Source organism: Paraburkholderia sp. RHO2 (genome assembly GCF_050955445.1).
Classification (GTDB): Bacteria; Actinomycetota; Actinomycetes; order Mycobacteriales; family Mycobacteriaceae; genus Prescottella; species Prescottella agglutinans_A.
This window is the reverse complement of the sequence record NZ_CP162617.1, coordinates 4,293,437-4,311,527: the sequence shown is the minus strand read 5'-3', so window position 1 is coordinate 4,311,527 and position 18,091 is coordinate 4,293,437. Positions and strand designations below refer to the sequence as shown.

Below are 18,091 nucleotides of genomic sequence, written 5' to 3'. Positions count from 1 at the left end.
ATGCGCGAAGGGGAAGGATGCGCGGCGACCCGGACATCCCCGACCTACAGCCGGGCCGCCGCGCACGATCTGGGGGAGTTATGCGGGCTGCGAGGAGCCTGCCGAGATGGCCTTGATCAGGCCGTCGATGTTCCCACCGGTGATGAAGTCGACGAGGTTCTCCAGGGCGCCGTTCTCGAGGCTGCCGAACAGGCCGTTCTCGGGCAGGCTGAGGATCTCGGGCCGGCTCACGGCGGCCTGGCCGGAGGTGGACGTGCACTCGCCGAGGACGGCGTACATGCCGTCGTTGAAGGCGGGCGTGGTGAATTCCTTGGTGCTCGACGGTCCGACGCGGTCCGCCGTCTTGACCTTCCACGCCGCGAAGCCGGGCTCGAGGAGCTTCTCCGGGTGGTCCTTCAGTTCGGACAGCTTGGTGGCGACGATCGCGTAGGCGCCGCACGTCGTCCCGGCGTCGGTGTTGGGGTTCTGCACGGTGACCGTGATGGAACTGGCCTCGGCGGACGCGGTGATCTCGGGCGCCGACACCGTGGGGGCGGCGGTCGCGAGGGCGGGTACGGCGAGAGCCGACGCGGCGGCGATCGCGACACCACTCACCGTGCGGGCGAGTGTATTCCGAGTACGCGTATGCATGGAGAACCCCTCATTCGTGGAAAGTCTTCTGACGGATGAGTGATCGCGGTGTCTTGTCCCCGACAACCAAGATCACTTGCGTCAGCATCGGGGCTGGGTCAACTTCGCGCAAGGCGAACCTTCGCGAAAGGTAAGGTCCGAACTTCGCGGATGGACTCGGAACCGACATCCCTACCGGTCGGTAACGGAAGTGAACAGCGGAAACCCCTCGGCCTGCAACGGATCGGCTCGTTCTATAACGATTCCGTTTCGGAGGAGGCGGATCAAAGAATATTCAATTGCTTGTTCAACTACTTGTCGCGTCGGCCTGCCCGCCGCGCTCCGGCCACGATGCGCGCAGCGCGGTGCGGTCGGTCTTGCCCGGACCGCGCAGGGGGAGTGCGTCGACCAGTCGAACCTCGCGTGGTGCCGCAGTGGCGTCGAGCGCGGCGCGCACATGGTCACCGAGTTCCCGGGCGGTGGGCGCGCACCCGTCGGCGGGAACGATCGCGGCGACCACACGCTGGCCCAGGCGCTCGTCCGGCATCCCGAGGACGGCGCACTCACGCACCCCCGGGTGCTCGAGGAGCACCGCCTCCACCACCTGTGGCACGACGGTCAGTCCTCCGGTGGAGATCGCCTCGTCGAGCCTGCCGTGGATCGAGAGGACGCCGTCCGCCAGGGAGCCGGCATCGTCGGTGCGGAACCATCCGGGCTCGGCGAACGCCGGATGCCCGGGCAGTCCGCGATAGCCCGACGCGATCATCGCCCCACCCAGCAGCACCCGGGAGTCGTCGGCGATCCGGACCGTGGCGCCGTCCAGCGGGACGCCGTCGTAGACGCACCCACCGCAGGTCTCGCTCATCCCGTACGTCCGCACCACCGGGATGCCCGCCGCGACTGCGCGGCGAAGCAGCGGCGCCGGGGTGGCCGCGCCGCCGAGCAGGACCGCGTCGAGCGATGCCAGCGCCTCGGTCGCGCCCGCGTGGTCGAGCGCCTTCACCAACTGCGTCGGCACCAGCGACGTGTACCGACGCGGCCCGGTCATCGCGGCCACCGCCGCCGGCAGGTCGCCGGGATCGAAGCCGGCGGTGACGTCGACGACGACGGGTGTCCTGCCCGCGAGCAGGCTGCGCAGCAGCACCTGCATGCCGGCGATGTGGTGCGCGGGCAGCGCCAGCAACCACGCTCCGGGACCGCCGACGCGGCGATGCGTCGCCTCACCGCTCGCGCGCAGCGCACGCGAGGTGAGCATCGCGCCCTTGGGCACACCGGTGGTGCCCGACGTCGCCATCACCAGCGCCACGTCGTCGGCGTCGGCCACGGCGTCGATCGGTTCGTCCGGGCGCAGCGCGTCCGTGAGCCGGCCGATCTCCTTCGGATCGCCCTGCGGCACCGGCAGGAGCGGGGGGCCGCCGCCGTCCAGCACTCGTTCGAGCGTCGGCAGCACGGACGCCACCGCCGTGCCGGGAGGGATCGGAAGGGTGTGCAGGAGCGCGCTCACCCATCGATGGTTGCACGACCCGGAAGGCGACTCCGCGGCGGTCAGGGGAGGGGCGGGTCCGCAAGCGGCCACCCGCCGGAGGACAGGTGGGACTGCACCCGGTCGACGTCGGACTCGAGCGGCATCTCGTTCGTGATCTTGGTGATCAGGACCTGGATGTCGGTCTTCGAGATGGGCAGATCGCCGTCCTCGACGAGGGCCGCGGTGACGAGGTCCACCTCCTCCTCCGACAGCCGTCGGGTGAGGAGGGCGAACAGGGGGACGTAGTCCTGCTCCGGGACGCCGTTGGGGTACCCGGCGCGGAGCCAGTCGATGATCGAGGTGAGAAACGGAGGCAGGCTCAATGATGCTCCTGAACTCGGTCCGTCAGCTCTGGGCGTCCGGGGCTTCCTGGTCGTCACCGGCATCGGTGTCGTCGCCGGCAGCGGCGGCATCGGTGTCGTCGCCGACGACGGGCCAGCCGCCCGCGACGAGCCGTTCGGTGACGCGGGTGATGTCGTCCTCGGTGGGTTCCTCGTGGATGACCCCCGCGATGATGCTCTTGAGCGCGTCGTAGTCGACGTGCCGAGCGGGGTGCTCGTGTGCGGTCGCGATGGACAGGTCGACGATCTGGCCGATCTCCTCGTCGGTCAGTCGGCGTCCGAGCACGGCCAGCAGCGCGAAGTGGTCCTTGGCCGGAATCCCCTCCGGGTAGCCGGCGCGGAGCCAGTCGAGTACCGAACGGAGCGAGTACTTGCTGTTCACGGATGCGATCACTTTCACGAAGGGAGCGGGGGTGCGGGTCGGGTCGGGACCCCGCTCAGAAGACGTGGATGCCGAAGCTGCTGGCCAGGAAGTTCTGCATCAGCATCAGTATCCCGGCGATGATCGCGATCAGCACGACGGCGAAACAGACGGCGGCACCGATCTTGCCCGTCGTCGAGGCGGTGGACGTCCCGTCGGCGTTCGTCCGTGCACCGACGGACAGGCTCTTGAGGCCCAGGGCGAACACCGCCGGCAGGCCTGCGCCGAAGAGCAGTCCCACGAGGACGACCTGCCACAGCGAGTTGGCGGTCTGAGTCAGTAGATCCATCGGTCGTCTCCTCTCAGGTGTTGCTGGCGGTGGTGGCGGTGGTCTGGTCGGCGTCGGCCTCGACGTCGGCGGCCGGGGCGTTCTCCGTTGCCGGTGCCAGGCCGCCGTCCCACTCGGCGTTGACGTTGCTCGGGTCGATCGGCTGGCGGCGCGAGCGCAGGTACATGAAGACCGACAGCGCCACCAGCAGGGCGAACACGACGAGGACGCCGGGCAGTCCGCCGATCAGGTGGGCCAGCGCCCAGCAGATCGCGCCGACGATGCCCGCCGAGGGCAGCGTGATGAGCCAGGCGACGGCCATGCGGCCGGCCACACCCCAGCGGACCTCGGCGCCCTTGCGGCCCAGTCCGGTGCCCATGATCGATCCGGTGGCGACGTGCGTGGTCGACAGCGGCAGGCCCAGGTGGCTCGAGGTGAGGATGATCGCGGCCGACGACGACTCGGCGGCCATGCCCTGCGGCGCGGAGATCTCGACGAGGCCCTTGCCGAGCGTGCGGATGATGCGCCAACCGCCGAGGTAGGTGCCGAGCGCGATCGCGACGGCGCAGCTGAGCTTGACCCAGAACGGCATCTCGGCGTCCGCGGAGATCGATCCGTGTGCGACGAGCGCCAGGAAGATCACGCCCATCGTCTTCTGGGCGTCGTTGGTGCCGTGGGCAAGGGAGACGAGCGACGCCGTCCCGACCTGTCCGATGCGGAAGCCGTTGCTCTTCGTGTCGTCGGGAATGTCTCGGGTGATCCGGTAGATCAGCTTGGTGCCGACGGTCGCGACCAGCGCCGCGACGACGGGGGCCAGCAGCGCGGGCACGATCACCTTGCCGAGCACGCCGCCCCACTCGACGCCGTTCATGCCGATCGAAGCGATGGCGGCGCCGATCAGGCCGCCGAAGAGTGCGTGCGACGAGCTGGAAGGCATGCCGAACAGCCACGTCGCGAGATTCCACAGAATGCCGCCGACCAGGCCGGCGAACACGATCAGCAGCAGCGCTTCGCCGCTGACGGTCGAGAGGTTGACCACGCCCTTCGCGACGGTGGCTGCGACTTCGACGGAGAGGAAAGCGCCGATCAGGTTGAGGGTTGCAGAGAGTGCCACTGCGACCTTCGGTCGGAGTGCGCCGGTGGCGATGGAGGTGGCCATCGCGTTCCCGGTGTCGTGGAAGCCGTTCGTGAAATCGAAAGCGAGGGCAGTGACGACCACTACCAAGAGAACGACGAGCTCTGCGGTCACAACCGAATTGTGCGTATCGAACGCGTAAAAGTACAGCGAGCATCCGGTGAATCGACGGTGCTCTCGCTCTCATCTTTCCTATCACCTCGCACGACGGCGCCCTCGGTGTGTGAACACTCACGTTTTGCGGAGCCTGTGGCGACCGTCACTGGGTTGTCTCACTCACCGGGACCGACGTCCGGGGGCGGGTGTGATGCTCGTTACGGTCCTCGCCACCGGGAGCGCAGCCTCCCGGCGAGTGGAGCTCGGGAAGGTCGGTGGCGGGATGGCGGCAGCGGTCGGGGTTGTGCTGTCCCTCCTGTCCTTTACCTAAAAACGGCACTTGCTTTACCTAGTTTTTGCGCGACCTCCGGTTCGGCGCGCTGGCGTCGTCCATCGCCGCAGTTCCGGACAGGTTTTCGATCAGTTGGTTCGACCCCGGCCCGGTCTCGGGCACTGAGAAGGAGATACACCGACCGTGAAGACAAACAAGACTGCCAAGCTGGTCGTGGCGCTCGCCGCGACCGCGGCCCTGGTCTCGGCCTGCGCCGGCGACCGTGGCGGCGACGCCGTCGTGCCGGGCACCGGATCGAACGACGCGCAGGCGTCGTCGTCCAACTCCGTCGACAAGTTCGGCACCCTCGCCTCCCCGTGTGGCGAGGGCGACGCGAAGGGCGCCACCGATCAGGGCGTCTCCGACACCGAGATCAAGATCGGATACGGCGACGATCGCGGCTTCGCCAAGAGCCCGGGCCTCAACAAGGAGATGTCCGACGCCGTCTCGGCGATGATCGACTGGTGCAACGCTCAGGGCGGCATCAACGGCCGCAAGATCGTCGGCACCGACTACGACGCCGCGATGACGCAGGCCAACTCCGTCATGCAGGACGCGTGCCGCACCCAGTTCATGATGGTCGGCCACGGCTTCGCGATGGACCAGACGTCCGAGCAGACCCGCGTGGCCTGCAACATGGCCGCGGTCCCCGGCTTCACCGTCTCCCCGGACGCGGCCAACGGTCCCATGACCTACCAGGGTGTGCCGTTCCCCGTCGACATCGCGAACGCCTCGGTGTGGTTCCAGATGGGCGAGATGCACCCCGATCTGAAGAACGACTTCGCGCTCGTCGGGTCCACGATGCCGACCATCATCACGTCGCTCACCAAGACCAAGTCGATGGCCGAGGCCGCCGGCTTCACGCTCAAGGACTGCGGCGTCACCATCAACTACGAGGGTGAGGCCAGCTACGTCCCGTTCGCGGAGAAGGTCAAGGCCTGCGGCGCCAAGGGCCTGTGGACCTCCCGCTCGCCGGTCCCGGCCGAGTTCAATTTCTTCAAGGCCGTCGACCAGGTGGGCATCGATCCGATCATCCTCGGTGAGGCCACCTGGTACGGCAACGCGGTGCAGTCGTTCAACAAGGACACCGGCCTGCTCGACAACCTCAACGCCGGCATGACCTTCCAGATGCTCGAGAACGACGACAACGAGGCCGTCGCGCAGTACAAGGAGCTCGTCACGGCCAAGGGCGGCAAGACCGCGCTCCTCGGCATGCAGTCCACCTCCTCGTTCCTGCTGTGGGCCACCGCGGCCAAGGAGTGCGGCTCGGACCTGACCCGCCAGTGCATGATCGACGAGCTGTCCCAGATCCACGAGTGGGACGGCGGCGGACTCCACGCGCCGAGCGACCCGGGCAAGAACATTCCCGCGCAGTGCGGACTGATGGTGTCGATCAAGGGCGCCGACTACTCGCAGGCGTTCCCCGCCGAGGCCGGCGAGTTCAAGTGCGACCCGCAGTACCTGGTCAAGACGGATCCGTCGACGTGGGGTACGGAGCTCAATGCCGACCGGATCTCCACCAAGTACCTGAACCCCAACGTGATCACGCCGAAGGCCTGATCCAAGGCCGGGCGGTCGACACCCACAGGTTCCAGGCCGCGCGGCAGATTCGATCCGACCGATGACCGCGGCGCCCCCGGGCCACCCGCCCCGGGGCGCCGCGTCCATCCCGACTGGAGTTTTTCAGAGGGTTTCCAGATGGACACATTCGTGACGTTCACGATCCTGGGTCTGGTCCTGGGTTCGGTGTACGCAATCGCCGCCTCCGGGCTGGTGCTCACCTACAACACGTCCGGCATCTTCAACTTCGCGCACGGCGCGCAGGCGATGCTCGGCGCCTTCCTCTACTGGCAGCTGAAGTACGGCTGGGATCTGCCGACTCCGGTGGCGCTGATCATCACCGTCGGCGTGGCCGGTCCGCTGATGGGCCTGCTGCTGTACGCCCTGATCATGCGTGGTCTCCGTGACACCGCCGAGGTCACCAAGATCGTCGTCACGGTGTCGATCATGCTCGGCATGCTCGCGCTCTCCCAATGGTTCTGGCATCCCGAGGATCCCCGGACCATGAAGATGTTCTTCGGCGACGAGAGCCGGGTCTCGTTCCTCGGGGCCACGATCCACACGCACGAGATCATCTGCCTGGTCGCCGCGGTTCTCATCGCCGTCGGCCTGCGCTTCCTGTTCACCCGCACCCGCGTCGGCGTCTCGATGCGTGGTGTCGTCGACGACCCCGACCTGCTGCGCCTCAACGGCCACAATCCCGAACGCATCGCCGCGTTCTCGTGGGCGCTCGGTTCGACCCTGGCAGTCCTCGCGGGCATCCTCGTCACCCCGATCAGCGGTGGCACCCTCGAGGCGAACATGCTCACCCTGCTCGTGATCGACGCCTTCGCCGCCGCCATGTTCGGCCGCCTGCGGAGCATCCCGCGCACGTTCGTCGGCGCGATCGTCCTCGGCCTCGCCGGTACGTACGTGCTCGGCTACTTCCCGGCCGAATGGACGTGGACGTCGAACCTGCGCGTCTCGCTCCCGATGATCGCGCTGTTCGTCGTCCTCATCGTGCTGCCGCAGGACCGCCTGCGCGGCGCGGCCGTGCGCACCCGTGAGCGCTACTCGGTCCCGTCGGTCCGGAAGGCCGTCGCGTGGGGCGTCGCGCTGATCGTGATCGTCTACCTGATCCGCCTGCTCATGGTCGAGTCCGCGATCACCACCCTCACCCTGGGTGTTTCGTTCGCGATCATCGCGCTGTCGCTCACCCTGCTCACCGGGTACGCCGGCGAGATGAACCTGGCGTCGGTGTCCTTCGGCGCCATCTCCACGATCGTCGCGTTCCACTTCGGTATCTCCGGAACCGGACTTGCGGCCCGCTTGAACATCTGGGGCCTGATCTTCGGAACGCTCGCCGCCGCGATCATCGGCGGTCTGGTCGCCCTGCCGGCGCTACGGTTGCGCGGCCTGTACCTGGCGCTCGCGACGATGGCGTTCGGCGTGTTCCTCAGCAACATGGTGTTGCGCGACACCACCGAGCACGAACTGTTCGGCGTGAAGTTCTCGATCTTCACCGGCGGCTCGCTCGTGATTCCCCCGCTCGAGATCGGACCGCTGGACCTCAGCAACCAGACGGCCTTCCTGATGACGGCCACCTCGCTCTTCGTGGTGCTCGCCATCGGTGTCATCGCGCTGCGCAACAGCGGCTACGGCCGCCGCCTCGCCGCGATGAAGGACAGCCCCGCGGCGTCGGCGATGCTCGGACAGAACCTGGTCAAGCTCAAGCTCAGCGTGTTCATGCTCTCGGCCGGCATCGCCGGACTCGGCGGCATCCTGATGTCGAGCGCGATCGGCGCGGTCTCCAACGAGAACTTCTCGATCATGATCAGCCTCACGATCCTCATGCTCACCGTCGTCGCGGGCATCGGCTACGTCACCGGTGCGTTCTTCGGCGGCCTCATGGCAGGCGTCGGCTTCGCGGTGATCATGGTGTCGTTCAACAACCTGGCGTCGGCGCAGCCGGAACTCGAGGGGCTGTGGACGTTCCTGGGCCACCTCGCCGCCGTGAGCCCCGCCCTGATCGGCATGGGTGTCGGCAAGAACCCGTCCGGCTCGGTGCACGACGTCATCGAGGGCTACCGCCGCCTGCGAGGTGCCAAGCCCGTGCTCGTCGGGGGTGCCGTGGTCGTGGCGCTGGCCTACGTCCTCGCGCTGACCGGCGTCCTCGGCAACTGGTGGTTCGCGACGATCGCGATCGTCACCGTGTTCATGCTCCCGGTCGTCGGCCAGATGGTCATGCCGGAAGCGGTCCTGGGCGAGGACGCTGCGGCCGCCGCGAAGGGCGTCCCGCCCGAGGAGATCGGCATCGACCAGCCTTACACCGAGGAGAGCCTCGCCGCCCTCGACCGCGAACTCGGGCTGCCCGCCACCGTCACGGCCCACACCGCGGCCGCCACGGAGCAGTTCGCCGGTAAGTCCAAGGAGCTGAGTGTGCATGCCTGACACCCCCATCCTCGAAACACGCGGGATCACGGTCCGGTTCGGTGGCCACGTCGCTGTCGACGATGTGAGCATCACCGTCGAGCGCGGTGCCATCACCGGACTGATCGGACCGAACGGTGCCGGCAAGACGACGCTGTTCAACACCATCACCGGCCTCCAGAAGCCGGCGTCGGGGAAGATCCTGCTCGACGGCCAGGACGTCACACGGCTCTCGCCGGCCAAGCGCGCGAACAAGGGCCTGGCCCGCACGTTCCAGCGGCTCGAGCTGTTCCTGTCGCTGTCCGTGCGGGACAACATCCGCGTCGCCGGCGACATCCACCGGGCGAACACGCGCAGCAAGATCGACGTGGACGCCGAGACCGACCGGATCCTCGAGCTGACGAAGCTCACGGATGTCGCCGACAAGGACGTCTCGGAGATCCCGACCGGACGGGCCCGCGTCGTCGAGGCGGCCCGAGCCCTGATGACGTCGCCGCGGCTGTTGCTGCTCGACGAGCCCGCGTCCGGGCAGACCGAGCAGGAGACCGAGGACTTCGCCGAGCTGCTGCAGCAACTCGCCGCGGACGACCTCGCGATCTGCCTCGTCGAGCACGACATCCCGCTGGTGATGAAGCTGTGCAAGCACATTCACGTGCTCGACTACGGTGCTGTCCTCGCGTCGGGCGGCCCGGAGCAGGTCCGCGACGACCCGGCGGTGATCGCCGCCTACATCGGTACGGCAGAGGAGGCAGTGTGATGTCGTCGGTGACCACGAACGAGGTCGAGACGCCGGGCGCGGAGGGCGGGCCCACCCCGTTGCTCGAATTGGCCGGAGTCCGAGCGGGCTACGGGCCGATCGAGGTCCTGCACGGCGTCGATCTGGCGCTGCAGCCGGGCACCGTGATGGCGCTGCTCGGGCCCAACGGCGGCGGCAAGACCAGCACGCTGAAGATCTGCTCCGGCATCCTCCCGGTCGCCGACGGCGAGCTGCGGATGGCCGGCCGCTGCGTCAACGGGGCGGAGGCGTCGGATCTGGCGAAGCTCGGCGTGTGCTCGATCCCCGAGGGGCGCGGCATCTTCGCCAACCTCACCGTGCACGAGAACCTCTGGGTCGCCACCGGAACGGGATCGAGCCTCGCCGAGCTCGAGGAGATCGCGTACACCCGCTTCCCGATCCTCGGGAAGCGCAAGAACCAGCTCGCGGGCTCCATGTCCGGCGGCGAGCAGCAGATGCTGGCGCTGTCCCGGGCCCTCGGCACCGACCCGACCCTGCTGCTGCTCGACGAACTGTCGATGGGTCTGGCGCCGCGGATCGTCTCCCAGATGTACGACATCGTCGGCCAGCTGGTCGAGGAGGGGCTGACCATCCTGGTGGCCGAGCAGTTCGCCCGCGCCGTGCTGCCGATCGCCGATCGGGCGGCACTCATGCTCCACGGACGAGTGGTCCGCGTCGGGGCGCCCGACGAAATCGAGAACGACCTTTCCAACAGCTACCTAGGAGGATGACGATGACCACTCTCGCAGATGAGCGTCGCGCCCAGTTCAAGAACGACGTCGCCGAGCTCAAGCTCAAGACGGGCCAGTCCCGCGGCGACGGGGCCGCCCGCATCGCCGGTCTGATCCTGATGATCGTCGGTGCCGTCGCGGCCTTCGTCGTCTACATCTCGTCCCTGACCCTGAACGATCTGCGCGACATCACGTCGTACCAGATCCTCGCCACCGCGTTCCTCGCGGTGACGGTGATCGGTGCCGCGCTGTACCTCGCGGGCGCCGTCGCCAAGGTTCTGCGGCTGTGGCTGCTCCGTCAACTGCACGAGGGTCAGGCGCAGGCCGACCAGATCGCGGCCGCGCTCTCGAAGTAGGCGCTTCGCGCCCGTACGCCTTTCTGGTAGCTGGGGTTAGGCGGATTCATGCGGTCGTTGCAACGAGGGCCTCGTCGAGACGCTCGGCTGGAGTATGCCAGTCGAGCGTCTTGCGGGGCCGTTCGTTGAGTTCGTCGGCGACGAACTGCAGGCGCTCGGCGGTGTGAACGGCCAGGTCGGTGCCCTTGGGGAAGTACTGGCGCAGCAGTCCGTTGGTGTTCTCGTTCGAGCCGCGCTGCCAGGGTGAGCGGGGGTCGCAGAAGTAGACCTGGACGCCGGTGTCGACGGTGAACTGGGCGTGCCGGGTCATCTCGGTGCCCTGGTCCCAGGTGATCGAGCGGGCCAGTGCAGCGGGCAGTTCCCGGATCTTGGCGGCCATCGCGACGTTGACGTGTTCGGCGGAGTGACCGTCGGGCAGGTGCAGCAGCATCACGAACCGGGTGGAACGTTCGACCAGGGTGCCGATCGCGGACCGGTTGCCGGCACCCATGATCAGATCGCCCTCCCAGTGGCCGGGCACGGCCCGGTCCCCGGCCTCGGCGGGACGCTCGGAAATGTTGATCATGTCGGGGATCCGGCCCCGCCGCTCGTCGGGCTTGCGGCTACCCTGACGCAACACCCTTCCGGTCCGAAGATGCTGTGTCAGTTCCCGTTTGAGTCCTCCGCGGGCCTGGACATAGAGCGAGAGGTAGATCGTTTCGTGGGACACACGCATCTCCGGATCGTCGGGGAACTCACGCACCAAGGCGCGTGAGATCTGCTCCGGAGAATGATTCTTCCCGAGCCGGGACTGCACGAACGTCCGCAGCCGCTCGCACGAGTTCAGCTTCGCTGGTTTCGGTCGTTTCGCCCGCGCTTGGGCGGCCCGGTGCGCTGTGGAGGCGATGTAGTAGCCACGCTTGTTCGTGCCCCGGGCGATCTCTCGGCTGATCGTCGACGGGGACCGCCCCAACGCCGCGGCGATCTCGTGTTGCTTCTTTCCGGCCTGCAGCAGTTCGGAGAGCGTCTCACGATCCTCGAGGGACAGGTACCGGCCCGACGGTGGTGGCGTCCGGCGGGGACGAACCCCACCGGACGCCACCAGCCACCGCTGCGCCGTCGAATACGCCACCGATGCCGCACCCGCGGCCGCTGCCGTCGACGCGCCCTCGCTACGGCACTGCCAGAACTTCAGCCGAGCATGCGCCGGCGCCGGCGGCCGACCGATCCACACCATCTGCAACACCCTCCAGGATCAGGGATGTTGCAACGACCGATTGAACTCGCCTTACCGGAAAGGCGCACAGGCGTGTTCAGCGCAGGTCGCGGCGGATCGGATGGTCCTCCGGGATCTGCACCAACACGATCGGGACGTCGTCCGGATCCGCGATCCACATCTCGTGCAGCCCCCACGGTTCCTTGCGGGCCTCGCGCACGATCGGCACCTCGGCGCGGATCAGCTCGGCCTGGGCGTCCGCCAGGTTCCGCACCTGCAGCCACAGCGCACCCGAGAAGCGCGACTCCAGTTCGGTGCCGCCGTGCGCGGTCACCTCGATCAGCCCCTGTCCGGCGAAGAACACTGTGCCCCCGGGGTATTCGCGCGCAATCGCCAGGCCGAGAACGTCGCGGTAGAACGACAACGTCACCTCGTAGTCCCGGGGGCGCAGAATCGTCCTGCTGCTGAGTATCTCCACGTCTCGCTCTCCTCCGAATCGCCCGGCGACAGTCACTGTTCCGGGGCGGGCCGCGCCTCGTGGCCCGCGCGGCCCCGCGTGCGTCGCGCTTCCTTCATCTCGGCCTCGTACAGGTGCCGGCGCCCGCGGAGCAGTGTTTCGCGGACCGCCTTCTCGTGTTCGCGGAACTCGGACCAGTACCCGTCGTCGAACTCCTCGACGACCTGGAAGGTCCAGCGGCCCTCGAGCACGTTGCGGCCCACCATCGACGTCCTCAGCCGATCCGCGCTCGCCGGATGCCCGGACTCGATCAGCATCTCCGTCGCCTCGCCGAGTTGCCGATCGGCCCGCCCCATCAGCTGGTGGAACGCGTACAGGTGGCCGCGGGCCTGCTCGACCGTCTCCAGGGCCTCGGACAGTTTGCCGACGGCTTCGACGGTGGCATCCGTGACCCCCTCCGGGCGGCGATGCTCCGGTGCGGGCTGCTCGCGGTCGACGGTCATGGATCAAGTGTGCCTGGTCGTGGAGTGTCCTCGTCAGCTGATCGGGCGAAGCAGATCTGTGCCGTCGAGCGCTTCCAGTGACAGCGTCCGGTACCCGTGCTCGTCGAACAGGACGGTGATCCGGTCGGCCTCGGTGCGCATCACCACGCCGCCGCCCCACGCCCGGTGCGTCACCCGGGTGTCGACCGGGAACGGAATCTGCGCGGACGTTGTTGGCGCGCCGCGGTTGTCGTCGCAGCTGTCGCAGTTCCCGCAACGCCCGTCGGGGTACTCGCCGAAGTACTCGAGCAGGAAGCGTCGTCGGCACCCGCGGGTCTCGGCGTAGCCGCGCATCATCTCGACGCGGGAGCGGTCCATCCGGCGGTCCACCGTCGCGACGTGCAGGGCCGCGGCCACGGCGGCGTCGTCGGCGACACCGAGCGACGCGATGCCGGCCGAATCGTCACGGATGACGTCGGCGCGGGCCAGGAGGTTGACCGTGTTCGTCACGGTCCGGGACCGCAGGCCCGTCCGGGATCGCAACTCGCGCAGCGGGATCGGATCCGACGGGATTGCCCGATATATCCGGCGCAGCGCGTCCTCACGTGGGTGCGTCGCCGCGAAGAACGTGCGCAGCGCCAGATCCTCGGGACGGTAGAACAGCAGCGCCAGCGCGTCGGCGCCGTCGCGGCCCGCCCGGCCGATCTGCTGGTAGTAGTCGTCGAGCGAATCCGGCACCGACTCGTGCAACACGAACCGGACGTCGGGCTTGTCGATGCCGAGCCCGAACGCCGACGTCGCCACCACCACGTCGAACCGGCCGTCCAGGAAGCCCTCGTGCACGCGGCTGCGGTCGGTCCCGCGCATCCCGCCGTGGTAGGCCGCGGTGCGGAGCCCGGCCTCGGCCAGCCACCGCGCGTACTGCAGCGTCGCCGCGCGGGTGGACACGTACAGCAGGCCGGTGCCCGACATCCGCTGGACTCGGGTCAGCAGCGCGCGCCTCTTGTCGTCGGCGGTGATGCACCGCTGCACCTCGAGCCGGATGTTCGGGCGATCGAAGCCGCCCACCACCACGAGCGGGTCCCGCATCCGCAACTGTGTGACGATCTCCTCCCGCACCGGCGGCGACGCCGTCGCGGTCAGCGCCAGCACCGGGGGATGGCCCAGCCGGTCGATCGCGGCGCCCAGCCGGAGGTAGTCGGGCCGGAAGTCGTGGCCCCACGCGCTGATGCAGTGCGCCTCGTCCACCACGATCAGCGAGACGTCCGACGCCGCGAGCCGCTGCAGCGTCGTCTCGTTCGCGAGTTGCTCAGGGGAGAGGAACACATACTCCGCGCCGGCCTGTTCCACGATCCGCCAGGCCTCCGCGGTCCGGCGCGGTCCGAGCGTGGAGTTCACCGCCAGCGCGACAGGGGCGTCGTCGGCGGCCTCGATGCCCGACACCTGGTCGTGTTCGAGGGCGATGAGTGGCGAGATCACCAGCGTCATGCCCTCGCGTAGCGCGGCAGTCACCTGGTAGACCGCGGACTTGCCGTAGCCGGTGGGCATCGCCGCCACCACGTCGCGGCCGTCGAGGATGGGCGCCATCGCCTCGAGCTGCCCGGGCTTGAGTCGTTCCCAGCCGAAGTCCTCGCGCGCCACCCGGCGCAGGTCGTCGGTGCGGTCGCGATCCTGCAGGATTTCCGTCGGCAGCCGAGCGGAATCCGTCACGATCGGCGCCCGTGCGCGACGAACCAGTTCCGGGCGTGATCGGCGACGATGTCGAGGGTGCCGGGCTCCTCGAACAGGTGCGTCGCGCCCGGAACGATCACGAGTTCGTGCTCGCACTCGAGCAGCTCCGCGGCCTGCCGGTTCAGTTCGATCACCGCGGTATCGAGGGAACCGACCAGCAGCAGCGTCGGCGCCCGCACCGCCGACAGCCGCGACCCGGCCAGGTCGGGGCGTCCGCCGCGGGAGACGATCGCGGCGATGTCGGCGTCGCGCGCGGCGGCGGCGTGCAGGGCCGCGGCGGCACCCGTGCTCGCCCCGAAGTACGCGATCGACGGTGCCCGCTCCCGCAGCTGCGCAGTGACCTCGGTGAGCCGCGCCGACAGCAGCGGGATGTCGAACACCAGCCGACGGTCCCCCTCCTCATCGGGGGCGAGTAGGTCGAACAGCAGCGTGCCCAGGCCGACGTCCTGCAGGAGTTCGGCCACGAAGCGGTTGCGCGGACTGAACCGGCCGCTACCGCTGCCGTGCGCGAACACGACCACCGGCAGGTCTCCGGCCGGATCGGTCAGCGAGCCCGACAGGTGGACGCCGTCGACCGCGAACTTCGTCTCGGTGCTCACCTGTCCATTGCACACCCGATCGCGGGGTCGCCCAAGGGGAATCGGGCCCCGAGACCGATCTCGCGCCCAGGATCAGCCGCCGGCGAGGGCGCGGTCGGCGAGTGCGGCCACGACCGGTGAGAGCGCCTGGGCGTGCTCGATTGTGAGGTGGTTGTCGTCGCGGAACACCAGGTCGTTGCCGACGATCACCGGGCAGCGGTCGGCGGTGCAGAACAGGTCGGTGAGGTCGGCGTACTCCCCGCCGCCGGCCGACGTCGCCGCAGCCTCGGCCGCGATCCCGGACGCGTTCATCGCCACCGCCCGATCCGGCGAGTGCTTGCGCTCGCAGACCCCGACGAAGTGGGAACCTGCCTAGCCGATTCTCGAATCTCGGCGTAGGAACCTTTACCCGATGCGCGAGTAAAGGGGAGGTCAATAGTACCAGGGGTACGGCGACCAGTCCGGGTCGCGCTTCTGCAGGAACGAGTCGCGGCCCTCGACGGCCTCGTCGGTCATGTAGGCCAGGCGGGTGGCCTCGCCGGCGAACAGTTGCTGGCCCACCAGACCGTCATCCTGAAGGTTGAACGCGTACTTGAGCATGCGCTGCGCCTGAGGGGACTTACCGTTGATCTTGGTACCCCACTCGATCGCGACGTTCTCGAGTTCGTCGTGGTCGACGACCCGGTTGACCGCGCCCATCTGGTGCATCTCCTCGGCGGTGTAGGTGTCGCCGAGGAAGAAGATCTCGCGGGCGAACTTCTGGCCCACCATCTTTGCGAGGTACGCGCTGCCGTAGCCGCCGTCGAAGCTGCCCACGTCGGCGTCGGTCTGCTTGAAGCGGGCGTGCTCGCGGGAGGCGAGCGTCAGGTCGCACGTGACGTGCAGGCTGTGTCCGCCGCCCGCGGCCCAGCCGTTGACCAGGGCGATGACGACCTTCGGCATGAACCGGATCAGGCGCTGCACCTCGAGGATGTGCAGGCGGCCGGCGCGCGCCGGGTCCACCGTCTCGGCGGTCTCACCGGATGCGTACTGGTAGCCGCTGCGGCCGCGGATGCGCTGGTCGCCGCCCGAACAGAACGCCCAGCCGCCGTCCTTGGGGCTCGGGCCGTTGCCGGTGAGCAGCACGCACCCGACGTCGGAGGTCATGCGGGCGTGGTCGAGCGTGCGGTACAGCTCGTCGACGGTGTGCGGGCGGAACGCATTCCGCACCTCGGGGCGATCGAACGCGATGCGGACGATGCCCTCGGTGACATGTCGGTGGTACGTGATGTCGGTGAGGTCCTCGAAACCGGGGACGGGACGCCAGAGCTGCGGGTTGAAGGTCACGGAGCGAGGATAGGCCGCGGCCCCGGTGTGTCGGGGGAGCACCTCGCGTCGGAACCTCGTCACCCCGGCGTTACCGTGCAGGGATGAGCGATCAACTGCGGACCGAGGCGGTCACCGGGGACGACGTCCACGCACACCACGGCGGGTTCCCGGTGTTCACCCCTGTCGAGGCGGGTCCGAACTTCGAGCGGTTCGTCGAGTCGTTCCGGCGGTTACAGGACCTCGCGGTGTCGACGCATATCCCCGACGACGTCGCCGAGCAGGCGATCGCACAGGCCGAGGCGCTGGCCGCGCTCATCGAGCCGTACCGGGTTCCGGAGGGCAAGCAGCCCGCCGGCTTCAACTCGGATCTGCCCGGCCGCGGCAGCCTGCTGCTCCTGCCGTGGATCTTCGAGCGCAACGGCGTCGAAGGGGTCAGGGGCCGCGGGATGTTCCGCATGTTCCACCGCGGCGGCAACGGCGCCGCGCACGGCGGCACGATCGGGCTGCTGTTCGACGACCTGCTCGGCATGATCGTCCACGAGGCGGGCCACCCGATCGCCCGTACCGGGTACCTGCACGTCAACTACCGCAAGGTCACCCCGATCGAGACGGAACTGGTCATCGAGGGGCGCGTGGACCGGGTCGAGGGCCGCAAGATCTTCTGCACCGCGGAGTTGCGCGACCGAGACGGCACGGTGCTCGCCGACTGCGAGGCGCTCATGGTCCAGCTGCTGCCCGGCCAGCCGTGACGGTGACGTCCGGGTTCCCGCCCATCGACGAGGTGCTGGCGGGCGCCCGCGTGGTGAGCCTGCCCATGCGGGTTCGCTTCCGCGGCATCACCACTCGCGAGGCCGTCCTGCTCGAGGGCCCCGCCGGGTGGGGCGAGTTCGCGCCGTTCCCGGAGTACGACGACGCCGAGGCCGCGCACTGGCTGCGTGCCGGGCTCGAGGCCGCGTGGCTCGGTCCGCCTGCGCCGGTGCGGGATCGGGTGCCGGTCAACGCGACCGTGCCGGCGATCGGCCCCGAACAGGTGCCGGAGATCCTCACGCGGTTCCCCGGCGCCCGCACCGCGAAGGTCAAGGTCGCCGAGAAGGGACAGAGCCTCGCGCAGGACGTCGCACGGGTCAGCGCCGTGCGCGCCCTTGTCCCGAACGTGCGGATCGACGCCAACGGCGGCTGGGACGTCGAGGAAGCGGTCCGTGCACTGACGGCTCTCACGGCCGACGGCCCGCTCGAGTACGCCGAGCAACCCTGTGCGAGCGTGCCCGAACTCGTCGAGGTCCGCCGCCGCCTGCCCGGCGTCCCGATCGCGGCCGATGAGAGCATCCGTCGCGCCGAGGACCCGCTGAAGGTGGTGCGCGCGGGGGGCGCGGACGTCGCCGTGGTGAAGGTGCCGCCGCTCGGCGGCATGCGCCGCCTGCTCGCGCTCGCCGACGAACTCGCCGGGTACGGCGTGCCGGTCGTGGTGTCGAGCGCCCTGGACACGGCCGTCGGGATGGGCGCCGGACTGGCCGCGGCGGCCGCGCTGCCGAACCTGGAGCACGCGTGCGGGCTGGGTACCGGGGGCCTGTTCGCCGCCGACGTGACGGCCGAGCCGCGCGCGATGTCCGACGGCAGCCTGGACGCCTGTCCGGTCGTCCCGGACTCCGCCCGTGTCTCCCGACTGGCCGCCTCGGCCGAGCGCGCCGAGTGGTGGCTCGCCCGGCTGCGGCGCTGTTACGAACTGCTCGTGGTCGGCGGAGGTAACGGCCTCGTATAGTGTCGTGCCCGGCCAGATACGGAC

20 protein-coding genes are annotated in these 18,091 nt (G+C 69.0%); 7 read left to right on the top strand and 13 right to left on the bottom strand.

The features are described from left to right. Positions 1-78 precede the first annotated feature (78 nt). From ABTV10_RS20055 to ABTV10_RS20030, 6 genes are all read right to left on the bottom strand, one after another. Positions 79-594, bottom strand: a complete 516-nt coding sequence (locus ABTV10_RS20055; RefSeq protein ID WP_499029652.1) for a hypothetical protein — start codon at positions 592-594, stop codon at positions 79-81. 322 nt (positions 595-916) lie between these two features. Beyond that, positions 917-2,113 (bottom strand): o-succinylbenzoate--CoA ligase, encoded by a 1,197-nt coding sequence (gene menE / locus ABTV10_RS20050; protein ID WP_499029650.1) that lies wholly within the window; start codon positions 2,111-2,113, stop codon positions 917-919. Positions 2,114-2,154: 41 nt separating this feature from the next. Then, the gene (locus ABTV10_RS20045; protein WP_433606830.1) at positions 2,155-2,457 is read right to left on the bottom strand and encodes a DUF3349 domain-containing protein; all 303 of its coding nucleotides are present in this window, start codon (positions 2,455-2,457) and stop codon (positions 2,155-2,157) included. A gap of 22 nt (positions 2,458-2,479) precedes the next feature. Then, positions 2,480-2,869, bottom strand: coding sequence for a DUF3349 domain-containing protein (locus ABTV10_RS20040; RefSeq protein ID WP_499029648.1), 390 nt, complete (start codon positions 2,867-2,869; stop codon positions 2,480-2,482). 43 nt (positions 2,870-2,912) lie between these two features. Beyond that, positions 2,913-3,185, bottom strand: coding sequence for a hypothetical protein (locus ABTV10_RS20035; RefSeq protein ID WP_433606826.1), 273 nt, complete (start codon positions 3,183-3,185; stop codon positions 2,913-2,915). 13 nt (positions 3,186-3,198) lie between these two features. Next, complete coding sequence (locus tag ABTV10_RS20030) at positions 3,199-4,413, bottom strand: inorganic phosphate transporter (protein ID WP_499029645.1); 1,215 nt, start codon at positions 4,411-4,413, stop codon at positions 3,199-3,201. 457 nt (positions 4,414-4,870) lie between these two features. Between ABTV10_RS20030 and ABTV10_RS20025 the strand changes: the two genes are divergently transcribed. From ABTV10_RS20025 to ABTV10_RS20005, 5 genes are all read left to right on the top strand, one after another. Then, the gene (locus tag ABTV10_RS20025; protein ID WP_433606822.1) at positions 4,871-6,286 is read left to right on the top strand and encodes an ABC transporter substrate-binding protein; all 1,416 of its coding nucleotides are present in this window, start codon (positions 4,871-4,873) and stop codon (positions 6,284-6,286) included. A 138-nt stretch (positions 6,287-6,424) separates the two neighbouring features. Then, positions 6,425-8,716 (top strand): ABC transporter permease, encoded by a 2,292-nt coding sequence (locus tag ABTV10_RS20020; protein ID WP_499029642.1) that lies wholly within the window; start codon positions 6,425-6,427, stop codon positions 8,714-8,716. Then, on the top strand, positions 8,709-9,452 hold the full coding sequence (locus ABTV10_RS20015) for an ABC transporter ATP-binding protein (RefSeq protein ID WP_499029639.1): 744 nt from the start codon (positions 8,709-8,711) through the stop codon (positions 9,450-9,452). The genes ABTV10_RS20020 and ABTV10_RS20015 overlap by 8 nt, the downstream gene beginning before the upstream one ends. Further along, positions 9,452-10,201: an ABC transporter ATP-binding protein gene (locus tag ABTV10_RS20010; protein WP_499029637.1), complete on the top strand. Its 750-nt coding sequence runs from the start codon at positions 9,452-9,454 to the stop codon at positions 10,199-10,201. The genes ABTV10_RS20015 and ABTV10_RS20010 overlap by 1 nt, the downstream gene beginning before the upstream one ends. 2 nt (positions 10,202-10,203) lie before the next feature. Beyond that, positions 10,204-10,557 carry a hypothetical protein gene (locus ABTV10_RS20005; protein WP_499029635.1) on the top strand — a complete coding sequence of 118 codons (354 nt, stop codon included), beginning with the start codon at positions 10,204-10,206 and terminating at the stop codon, positions 10,555-10,557. Positions 10,558-10,603: 46 nt separating this feature from the next. On the opposite strand, the gene ABTV10_RS20000 is transcribed toward ABTV10_RS20005, so the two are convergent. From ABTV10_RS20000 to ABTV10_RS19970, 7 genes are all read right to left on the bottom strand, one after another. Further along, positions 10,604-11,773, bottom strand: a complete 1,170-nt coding sequence (locus ABTV10_RS20000; RefSeq protein ID WP_499028866.1) for an IS30 family transposase — start codon at positions 11,771-11,773, stop codon at positions 10,604-10,606. Between the two features lie 76 nt (positions 11,774-11,849). Then, the gene (locus tag ABTV10_RS19995) at positions 11,850-12,230 is read right to left on the bottom strand and encodes a VOC family protein (protein ID WP_499029633.1); all 381 of its coding nucleotides are present in this window, start codon (positions 12,228-12,230) and stop codon (positions 11,850-11,852) included. A 32-nt stretch (positions 12,231-12,262) separates the two neighbouring features. Continuing rightward, positions 12,263-12,712 carry a hypothetical protein gene (locus tag ABTV10_RS19990; RefSeq protein WP_433606811.1) on the bottom strand — a complete coding sequence of 150 codons (450 nt, stop codon included), beginning with the start codon at positions 12,710-12,712 and terminating at the stop codon, positions 12,263-12,265. Positions 12,713-12,745: 33 nt separating this feature from the next. Continuing rightward, the gene (locus ABTV10_RS19985) at positions 12,746-14,401 is read right to left on the bottom strand and encodes a RecQ family ATP-dependent DNA helicase (protein WP_499029632.1); all 1,656 of its coding nucleotides are present in this window, start codon (positions 14,399-14,401) and stop codon (positions 12,746-12,748) included. After that, positions 14,398-15,021, bottom strand: a complete 624-nt coding sequence (locus ABTV10_RS19980) for a dienelactone hydrolase family protein (RefSeq protein ID WP_499029630.1) — start codon at positions 15,019-15,021, stop codon at positions 14,398-14,400. Before ABTV10_RS19980 ends, ABTV10_RS19985 begins: the two co-directional genes overlap by 4 nt. Positions 15,022-15,093: 72 nt before the next feature. Beyond that, the gene (locus ABTV10_RS19975) at positions 15,094-15,312 is read right to left on the bottom strand and encodes an SGNH hydrolase domain-containing protein (RefSeq protein ID WP_499035225.1); all 219 of its coding nucleotides are present in this window, start codon (positions 15,310-15,312) and stop codon (positions 15,094-15,096) included. A gap of 120 nt (positions 15,313-15,432) precedes the next feature. Then, on the bottom strand, positions 15,433-16,326 hold the full coding sequence (locus tag ABTV10_RS19970) for a 1,4-dihydroxy-2-naphthoyl-CoA synthase (RefSeq protein ID WP_433606803.1): 894 nt from the start codon (positions 16,324-16,326) through the stop codon (positions 15,433-15,435). An 83-nt stretch (positions 16,327-16,409) separates the two neighbouring features. On the opposite strand from ABTV10_RS19970, the gene ABTV10_RS19965 reads away from it, so the two are divergent. Both ABTV10_RS19965 and ABTV10_RS19960 read left to right on the top strand, forming a co-directional pair. After that, a complete protein-coding gene (locus ABTV10_RS19965) occupies positions 16,410-17,057 on the top strand; it encodes a PaaI family thioesterase (RefSeq protein ID WP_499029628.1) in 648 nt (215 codons plus the stop codon). Continuing rightward, positions 17,054-18,067 carry an o-succinylbenzoate synthase gene (locus tag ABTV10_RS19960; protein WP_499029626.1) on the top strand — a complete coding sequence of 338 codons (1,014 nt, stop codon included), beginning with the start codon at positions 17,054-17,056 and terminating at the stop codon, positions 18,065-18,067. The genes ABTV10_RS19965 and ABTV10_RS19960 overlap by 4 nt, the downstream gene beginning before the upstream one ends. The last annotated feature ends 24 nt before the right edge of the window (positions 18,068-18,091 follow it).